Genomic DNA, 9,197 nt, shown 5'->3' with positions numbered 1-9,197 from the left:
GCGGTACGTGATCGACCTGGTCGAGCAGCGTGAAGGTGAACGCGTCGTCGGCCGTGCCCAGCACCGTGTCAATACCCGCCGTCTGCACCAACGTGAACACCGTGCGCGCACCCGCCACGCCGTTCACGTGGGTTGCATCAACGTAGTCGAACAGGATGTTGGATCCTTTCGAATCCAGCCCCGTGTCCACGTTGTCGATCAACGGATTGAGCGACACCGTCACCGGTTGGTCGGCGCCTGCATTCACCAGGCCCGCAATCTGCGCACCGGTAAACGCCGCCACCGTGGTCGTCGCGTCGTTGTCCGTATTGCCCGTCGACAGACCCGTCAGCTCGTCCTCGTCAACGTTCACGTTCACCACGGCCGCGTTATTGAGCGGTCCGTCGTCCTCGAAGTGGACGGCCGTGCCGACCACGGCGCTCGCGGCGTTGGGGCTGCTCAAGCTGAACCCGCCGATATCGAAGGTGTTGTTGTCGTTGCCGGAAACGCCATCGGCGTTGCTGACGTTTTCGATCAGGACGCGGTCATGCGTTCCGCTCGTCGTCCACGACACCTTGTCGCCGGTGCTCAGGCCCTTGATCGTCCAGGTGCCGTCGCCGTTGTCCGTGACGGTCGGAGTAAATTGCGTATTGCCTGTCTTGACGATGTTGTCGACGACCGAGACCGAGGTGATGCTGACGGCCGTGTCGTTGGTGAGCCCGTTGACGAAATTCACCCCCGGTTCAGCGGCGGTGTTGAGGGCCGAGATCTTGACGCTGACGGGTCCGACGCCCGGATTGGTCTGGTTGACGGTGAAGGACGCCGAGCTCGCATTGACGACGTTCGTGAACGCGATGTTGGCTTCGACGTCGGCCTCGTTCTGGTCCAGATTGGGCACGAGGAAGTTCGTGTTCGCGCCGGTGACGTAGGTGATGAACGCCCCCTCACCAGGGTTGATCTGGTTGCCGTTGACGCCGAACGAGGTGGTGCTGCCGGCCTGGCTGATGTTGAGCACATCCTTGGTCGTGATGTTTCCGCCCGCGGATTGATCGAGCGGGTCCCTCCCGATCACCACGATCTGGGTGGAGGCCGGATCGCCGAACATCATGAACAGGTTGCTGCCGGAGGGTGCCCCGGCGAAGCTGAAGTTGATCGCCTCACTGACCGAGACCTTGAGATGGCTGTCCAGGTCGATGGAGTCGTCGGGGTTGGTGGCGTTCGGATGCTCCAGCGCCTCGTACTGAATGCTCCAGAACTTGCCGCCGCTGGTCGGGCTCCCGGTCTCCTCGAGGTAAACCGCGAAGGCGATGGCGCCTAATGCTGTCTTGCCCAGCACGATGTTGTCGTTCGCCGTGTCCGTGAAAAGAAAGATCTCCTCGCCGTCGTTGGTGAAGAGACCGCTCGTGTCACCGTCGAGCGCGCCGCCGTTCGCATCGGTGAAGGCGATGTTGCCGATCGAGCCGGTGGCGCCGCTGATGGAAATGACGTTGCCGCTGCTCACCGCTGCATTAATCGCGGTGGCCGGGTCAGCACCCAGTGCCGTCAGCCGACTGGAAAAAGCAGTTGGCAGGGCCGTACTGGTATCGTCATTTTGCAAGCCTGTCGTTTCGTCGAGGGTAACGGTCGTGCCGGTGAGCGTGACGGAAAGCGCCATGAGAGCCTCCTGTGGATTATCGTGAAAATTGCCGGGGAGCGTCGTTGAGAATAGAGGCGATCGCCATTGCTGTTCTCCCCAATCCTAATGAGTGGCCGCTGAAATACCCCGCCGAAGTGCACCCCCCACGCCAAAGATCCCTGAAGGGGCCCATTCAAAGGGAAGATCGCGCACTGAATTGCGGCCTTCGAACCTTGATTGTCGCCGATGTCGAGCGCCGGTCTATTCTCGCTTCGATAGTATTAGGGTGAATGCCCCTACCTGATCGAACGATATACATCCTTCGATAGTGTCTTGCCGGGACAGGCGCCTATCGATCGACGCGCTAGAGAGCATCGGACCAAAAGTGAAGATCGGGTTGTGAAAGTTCGACGCTTGAACAAAGGCTGAGGCGGCAGCGCGGTTCAGCTGAGCGGCCGCCGCTCTGGTTTACCGGTCCGCTGCCGGCGCTTGCTAACGCAGGCGGCCTCGACGCCCGGCCGAGGTTACGAGAGCAGGCGGCTTTGACCGGTTCCTGAATGGTCAGCGCCTTTGCCATGCGCCATCCAGGCGAGTTCCGCTCTGCTGCCGAGGTGGAGTTTCTCGTAGACGTGATGCAAGTGCATCTTCACCGTGCCTTCGGACACATGCAGCCGCTGCGCGATGATCTTGTTGCGCAGGCCGCGTGAAACAAGGCTGGCGACTTCCGTCTCGCGCCCGGTCAGCTTCGGCGCGGGCTGAGGCAGCGGTCTCGGCGTCAGCAGATGCTGGAGGATGTGGTTGTCGACCCACTTTCGGCCGGCCGCCACCGCATTGACGCATTCGACAAGGTAGCTGTGGCTGATGCCGTCCATCAGTAGGCCGTCGGCATCGAGCCCCGGGATTTCGTTGAAGTCGAATCCGCCGTTTGGCTGCAGGATGTAGATGATGCCCAGAGGGCTGCTGGTGGCTCTCAGCCTTGCGGAAAGACCAGCCGTCTGCCGGTCCGCAACATCCAACCCTATTATGACAAGATCAGGCCGGTGGCGCTCCACCAAGGGGAGAACCTCAATCGTGTGGTGGCATTCTGCGACAACGCTGTGTCCCGCCTTCCGCAAAACCCACTCAAGACCGGCGAGATAGACCCCCCGCGGGTCTGCTACAACCAGTGCAGACATGTGAACACCGTCCGTAAAAAACGCAACGAACTTTGTTTAATATGTCAGGAAACCAGAGCTTTGTTCGATTGTCAAGAAGTTGCTAATATTCTAATATAGCTAAGGCTATATAGGAAACCCGTGGGCGTTCTCTGCGCGTTCGGCGGACACCACCGGGACGCTCGTGATTGCGCAAGTGAGAGCAATCAAGCTCTGCGCAGCGCTTCGGTTTCGGCCAGATGGATGCCCATTTCGACAAAGGCGGTGAGCACCGAGAAACGATCCGCCACCGCAACCCGCGCCAGGCCGGCCAGAATGCCGGCATTGACGGCATGGGCAGCGGGCAGCGGCCGTAGCCTCGACCCGTTGGCCTGATCCGCCGAGCCATTGACATGCCGTTGCACCGCCAGCGCGATCCAGCCGGCAGGGGTTTGCTGCCGCGCCATCGCCGCCTCGGCGACAGCCGCCCGGCGGCTTGCATTGCCGGGTTCACCGACCCAGTCCTGGATCAGTGCCAGCGTTTCGAGATCCTGCTCCTCGAGCAGCTCGGTCAGATGATCAAGGCACTCATGGCCCCACCAGATCGCTGCCCGGTCGGGCAGGAGATAGGCGCAAAAGGTGATCGCTTCCTCGGGGATGCGCCCGGCCATCAGCCGGCGGCAGAACTCGAGCGAGGGTTGGTCGGTTGGAACAGCCGTCATATCCTGGGCGACAGCAGTGTTGGCGGCGAAGAGATCGCGTGCGGTCTGGAATTGAAGCCCGTTGACCATCGCCGCTGTTGTCCTCCCAGCTCTCACTCAACTCGCCTGCGAGCCGCGGGTCAAGCCTGTCGACCACCACATGTCCATGACGTTGTTCACAGACAAACGCGCCGCGCTTTGGTATATTCCACAAACTGACCCTCCGATCCGAAAAAAGGCGAAGCCGGCTTTCGGAGAAGGTTTGGGTCGAACGGAACATGGAGCCTGACCGTCTTGGTCCGACGGATCGGGCTTTGGTGACATCGGAAGCTCAGAGCAATTCCAAGAAGAAGCGGCTTTCCGTCTGGAATTGCGACGAAACAATGAGTCAGAGCAGGAGTAACCGTCATGCAGCGGGGCAGTTCAGTCTTAGTGTTGGCGGCCGTGCTTTTCTCGACGCACGCTTATGCCGACCCACTTCAGAAATCGGAAGACATTGTGAAGTTTTTTGCCGGCGCGATCGATCATGGCGCGGCGCGCGGGATTTGCGTCGGCACCGAGGATGAGTGCAAGAGCAAGACCGGCCAGAAAGATAAGCCGTCGGAGAAGGCCAGCCTCGATATGCTGATCAATTTCAGCCTGGATTCGTCCGAGCTCGATGCCAAGGCGCGCAGCGAACTCGGCGAGTTCGCCAAGGCGCTGAAGGACGATCGGCTGAGCAAGCTGTCCTTCGTCGTCGAAGGCTATACCGACGCTTCCGGCTCGGCGACCTACAATGAGGGCCTGTCGGAGCGCAGGGCGCAATCGGTGACGGCTTTCCTGGAATCCAACGGCATCGAGTCCACCCGCATCACGGCGGTCGGGCTGGGCGAGGCCAATCCGCGCAATCCCGACCCCTACGCTCCCGTCAACCGCCGGGTCGAGATGCGGATCAAGGCGCAGTAGCTTCGCTGGCTGCGTCTTTCGGCCGTGACTCAACACAACGCCGCGCGTCCAGTGGACACGCGGCGTTTTGTTGTTTGACGTGATCGATCAGTTCTTGAGCACGCCGCCGACCGCGACGCCGGTGCCGAAGATCAGCGCCTTGGTCAGGAAATCATTGTTGTCCCGCGGTGGCGGTTCATCCTCGCGCACGACCTCACGGTTGCGCCTTTTCTGGACGAATTGCTGTTGTCCGCGCGGCTTCTGGGCATACTGCTTCTTGCGCGGCTTTTCTGCCACCGGCTTCAGCGTGCGGGCCTTCTGCACCACCTGCTTCTTCGGCTTGTCCACGCCGGCCTGGTCGGCCTCATGCTTGGCGCGCACGGCCTCCATCATCGGATCGGTCTGGATCTCCAGGAACGCCAGTTGCTCACGCGTCAGGAAAGTGGTTGGCGGCAGCCCGTTCTCCTCTTGCCAATCGCCGATCGCTTGCCGGGTCTTGGCGCCGATATTGCCGTCGACGCGGCCAAGCTCGTTGCCCAGCGCCTCGACGCGCAGTTGCAGGTCGATGCGGCCCTGGCGGTCGAGACCGATGGCGTTCTCTGTCTCCGCGGTGCCGAGCACCTTCTTCATGTCGTCCGAAATGCCGACCGAGGTGCGCACGGCAGATCCGGGGTTCGCTTCGGCAGCATCAAGCGCGGCTACTTCGCGTTCCTGGGCTTTCGGATCCTTCAGCGCGTCGATGTTCAGCCGTGCCACCGTGGCGAAGCGGCCGTTCGGGAACTGTTCGAGATAGGCTTCATAGAATGGCGCGGTGTTGCGCTTCGAGGCCTCGTCCCACAGGCGCTGCTCGACTTCCCATGAGGGCGGTTCGCTGGCGACAGGAGCAGGGGCTGGCGCTGCCGTGGTGTTCGCAGCATCGGCGGCCGGCTTGGCCGCGGCTTCAGCTGCTGGTTTTCCAAGGAAGACCTCGCGGCCCAGCGATGCGTTGTGCCATGGCCGCTGGCGGCCTTGGGTGGTCTCGGCCACTTCGCCGCGCACCCGGGTCAGCGCACTCTGGATCTCGACGCCCGGTTCGGTCAGATGTCTGGCGAGCGCGGTGGAGTAGGGGCTGTCGACGCCGTTGCCGTCAAAGGCGATGGCGCCCGGGTCGGTGGCATAGGCAATCAGGATGCCGCCGGTTCCGACGCCTTCCGATTTCGGATCGATCGGCGCGAGACCCGTACCCAACGCGGTGGAACGGGTCTTCGGCATCGCGGCGGCCAGCGTCCGTGCCAGCGGATTGTCGCGGCAGGCATCGAGGATGATGACGCCGACCGCCGGGTCGGGCGGCAGTGCTGCCATGAAGTCGTCGATCTGGATGGTGCGGGTCTTGAGATAGGCCGGCGACGTCAACTCGGCGTCGACCGGGATCAGGAAGTTCTTGCCGTCGACCTGCATGCCGTGGCCGGCATAGAAAATGACGGCCAGGTCGGCATCGTAGGACTGCTCGGTGAATTTGCTGATCAGGCCGCGCATGCCGGCATTATCCTGGTCGACGCCCTCGATCACCTCGAAGCCGGCATTGCGCAGTGTTGATGCGATGAGATGCGCGTCATTGGCCGGATTGGGCAACTCGACGGCATGGACGTACTTGCTGTTGCCGATGACAAGCGCGACGCGTTTGGCGTCAGGCGCTCCGGCATCCGGCGCTGCAGCCTGGACGGTGCCAAGCGCGGTCAGCATCAACAGAAAAAATCCGCTCAAAAGGACGGCAAACGCTTTCATGGATCAGCCCTCCGCCCCCCACAGGGGCGCACTATGGATGTCTGCGCATGCTAAATTTTACCAGCGACACAGTCGCTTCTGCCAAAATGGCTCTTGGGCGTATGTGATCCCAACCACAGTTTTGGTTCACGACGGACCCAAAAAAGCTCTCTAGATGCCGGCTAATATACCATTTGCCGGCCTCAAAACCAATCGGCCCGGCGAAAACCGGGCGGCTGCGCACTGCGGCTAGCCCGGCTCAAGGCTGTTCTGAAGCGAACCCACCAACGCCGTGATGGCCTGCTTGTATTTTTCGAACTCCGGCGATGTCTGGCGGACTTCCGTCGTTGTCGTCTGGCCTGCATCGGTCGTCGCCGGCGTGGGCAATTTGCGGCCCATTTTCCGCTCCGCCCAGTCGACGACGTAGCTGGCGGTCTTGCCGGTGAGGAAAGGGTTGGCCTGGATGACCGCCGAGCCGAGCACGGCGCTCAACTGCGCCGATCCCGGCGACGCCAGCACCTGATGCGCGCCTTCCATGCCGAGGAAGTGGCAGAGATAGAGCCGGCCGGCGGTGATCTGGTGGCCGCGCGCCTTGAGATAGGCCTCGCCCTCGCGCGCCAGATTGCGCACCATCTCGCGCGAGATGGTGGCGTCGTAGCGCAGCGCGAGCAGGTCGGCGGTCGACAGCGAGCGCGCCAGTTCGGGACGGTAGGTGTTCATCATCCGGATCCAGGTCTTGGATATGAACTGGCCGGCGCCGGTTGCCGAAGACAGCGGGTTCTTCGCCCGCGCGCTGCCGCCCGATTCGACATGAACGATACGGTCGGTCAGCGTTTCGACGGCGGGATCGCTGGATGTGGCGGCGATCGCGGCGGTCGCGGTGCCGAGCGGATCGATCGCTTGGCCGCCCTGATAGAGTTCGAAATGCAGATGCGGCCCGGTCGACAGGCCGGTGGTGCCGATATAGCCGATGATGTCGCCGGCCTTCACCTTGGTGCCGACGCCGCTGGCGATGGCGAATTTCGACATATGCGCATAACGCGTCTCGCGGCCGCCGGCATGCGCGATCTTGACCACATTGCCGTAACCGCCGCCGTCGCCCTGGAAGATGATCTCGCCATCGAAGGCGGCGGCGATCGGCGTGCCGACAGGTGCCGCCCAGTCGACACCCTTGTGGATGCGGACCACGCCCAGGATCGGATGCTTGCGCGGCCCGAAGGTCGACGTCATGACGCCGCTGACCGGCGTCACCATGCCGTTGGCCACTGTCAGCGAGCGCACCTGGTCGTCGCCCGAGACGCAGGAAAACTGGCCATCACTCTGCTGGAAGACGAAACAGTCGAGGTTCTTTTGCGCGCCCTGCACGCCGACATAGAGCACCCGTCCGTCGGTCTCGTTCTTGCCGCGCGGCGTTTGCGAATAGATCAGCACCAGGCGCTGGTCCTCGCTGGCAAAAGCGTCCAGATCCTGACCGCGCGACAGATACATGATGGCTTCGCCGATGATGCCGCTCGGCACATTGTTGCGCGCGGCCGTCGAATAGATCGCGTCGAGCAGGCGGTATTGCCGTTTCTGCGTGCCTTCGGTCTCGGCGCCCGAATAGTTGAACAGATCCTCGCGCACCCAGGGGTCGACACCCGACACGAAGGCGCCGGCCGCGTTGCGTGTCAGCGTGCCGACAAAGACATTCTTGGCGTAGATCGAGACCTGCATCAGCGACATTGTCGTGGTCTCGCGCGTCGGCCTGAAGCCGCGCATGGCCACGACATAACCGGGCTGCAGGCCGTCCTTGTCGAACAGCGCCTTCAGCGCTTCGCCTGCAAGCTTTGCGTCCTCGGCGGAAAAATGCGCATCGAGTGCTACGCTGTCCAGGCTGCGGTCGTTGAGGATTTTCACGAACGTGTCCTCGGTCGCCTCGAAGCGCTGGTATTCCGAGGTGACGGTGGCAACGCTGGTGTTGTTTTCGACCGCTGTTTTCTGGAAGGCAGGCAGTGCCGCTTCGCCTTCATCGATGGTCTCGCCCCAACCGGCTTCGGGATCATCAGCTGCCGCCGAGGCACCCGGAGCGGCCTGCGGATCAGGAGCCGGGCCGGGAGCCGCCGGAACCTCGTCCGCGCCGGGCGAGGGTTGAAGATCGTTCTGCAGGTCATTCTGCGGATCGCTGGGTTCGGGCGGCGCAACCGCGGTCTTCCGCTGCGCCTGGAAGAAGGCGAAATCCTCCTGCGTCGACGGGATCGTCGTCATGAATTTCTCGCTGGCGCTGAGCATCACGTCGGACAGGACTTCGATTTGCGGAGAGATGCCGGCCTGGTCGAGCTCCGGCGGGCGCGGCATCGCCCGGCCCTTGGTTGCAGCGCCGGCCTCGGGCGCCAGCGTGATCCACATCGGGTCGCCGGCCAGATCGATGATGGCGGGCACATAGACCGATGCGTCGGCCGGTACGTCGTCCGAGCCTTCGACCGCGTGCAACTCCTCATCCTCGTCGCCAAACGACCAGTAGTCGGCGGTGAGGTAGAAACCGGTGGCGATCGCGGCAAGGACGACGACCCCTAAACCGACCGCCAGCCCGACCCAGATCCTGCGTCTGCGCAGTGCGGCGCGCGCCTGCTTCTTTGCCTTGAAGCTGGTGTCGATGCTGTGCGTCACGGCGCGCTTCCGGTCAGGAAGAAGGTCCAGCGCACCTGTTCGAGCGTATCGACTTCGAGAAACTTCGCGGCGATATGGCCGCGTTGCCAGCATTCAGTGATGCCGCGGATCGAGAACCGCCGCCGCTCGATGCACATGTCGGTGGAGCCGGCCAGGATGGCGTGGCCGAAGACATCCGTGGCGTAGATATAGATGTAGCGGTTGGCCAGCTCCTCGCGGATGACGTTGACGCATTGATTGGCGCCGATGGTCCACCAGCCATCGGTCTGGTCGGCATCGTCGACCTTCTGGCCGACGGCAAGATTGACGACGTCGAGGGTCTGGTTGCAGACGGTGAATTCGGCGCGCGCCTGCCCAGTGGAAAGAAGTGCCAGCAAGAGCGTCGCAAACGCGATCGCGGCGAGTTTTGCGCGGGCATTCAGGGCAATGGGATCACGGCGACGGCGTTCCATCGGC

General features: G+C 62.7%; 7 protein-coding genes. 1 reads left to right on the top strand and 6 read right to left on the bottom strand.

The window, feature by feature from the left end:
- The 3 genes from AC1DXM_RS25520 to AC1DXM_RS25510 form a co-directional block, all read right to left on the bottom strand.
- Positions 1-1,633 (bottom strand): hypothetical protein (locus tag AC1DXM_RS25520; protein ID WP_477237365.1); only part of this gene is annotated, 1,633 nt, incomplete at its 3' end.
- Positions 1,634-2,118: 485 nt separating this feature from the next.
- On the bottom strand, positions 2,119-2,769 hold the full coding sequence (locus tag AC1DXM_RS25515; RefSeq protein WP_477237363.1) for a LuxR C-terminal-related transcriptional regulator: 651 nt from the start codon (positions 2,767-2,769) through the stop codon (positions 2,119-2,121).
- A gap of 185 nt (positions 2,770-2,954) precedes the next feature.
- Complete coding sequence (locus tag AC1DXM_RS25510) at positions 2,955-3,518, bottom strand: DUF6931 family protein (protein ID WP_477237361.1); 564 nt, start codon at positions 3,516-3,518, stop codon at positions 2,955-2,957.
- 318 nt (positions 3,519-3,836) lie between these two features.
- Here AC1DXM_RS25510 and AC1DXM_RS25505 point away from each other — a divergent pair, with 318 nt between their 5' ends.
- Positions 3,837-4,373 (top strand): OmpA family protein, encoded by a 537-nt coding sequence (locus AC1DXM_RS25505; RefSeq protein ID WP_477237359.1) that lies wholly within the window; start codon positions 3,837-3,839, stop codon positions 4,371-4,373.
- Positions 4,374-4,460: 87 nt separating this feature from the next.
- On the opposite strand, the gene AC1DXM_RS25500 is transcribed toward AC1DXM_RS25505, so the two are convergent.
- The 3 genes from AC1DXM_RS25500 to AC1DXM_RS25490 all read right to left on the bottom strand — a co-directional run bounded on the left by AC1DXM_RS25500 (position 4,461) and on the right by AC1DXM_RS25490 (position 9,193).
- The gene (locus AC1DXM_RS25500) at positions 4,461-6,116 is read right to left on the bottom strand and encodes a caspase family protein (protein ID WP_477237357.1); all 1,656 of its coding nucleotides are present in this window, start codon (positions 6,114-6,116) and stop codon (positions 4,461-4,463) included.
- A 228-nt stretch (positions 6,117-6,344) separates the two neighbouring features.
- Positions 6,345-8,741, bottom strand: coding sequence for a M23 family metallopeptidase (locus tag AC1DXM_RS25495; RefSeq protein ID WP_477237355.1), 2,397 nt, complete (start codon positions 8,739-8,741; stop codon positions 6,345-6,347).
- Positions 8,738-9,193, bottom strand: a complete 456-nt coding sequence (locus AC1DXM_RS25490; protein WP_477237353.1) for a DUF1036 domain-containing protein — start codon at positions 9,191-9,193, stop codon at positions 8,738-8,740. Before AC1DXM_RS25490 ends, AC1DXM_RS25495 begins: the two co-directional genes overlap by 4 nt.
- Positions 9,194-9,197 lie beyond the last annotated feature (4 nt).

This window comes from Mesorhizobium sp. P3_A2 (genome assembly GCF_056403115.1).
The sequence above is the reverse complement of the archived record's forward strand: the minus strand, read 5'-3'. Positions and strand labels throughout refer to the sequence as shown.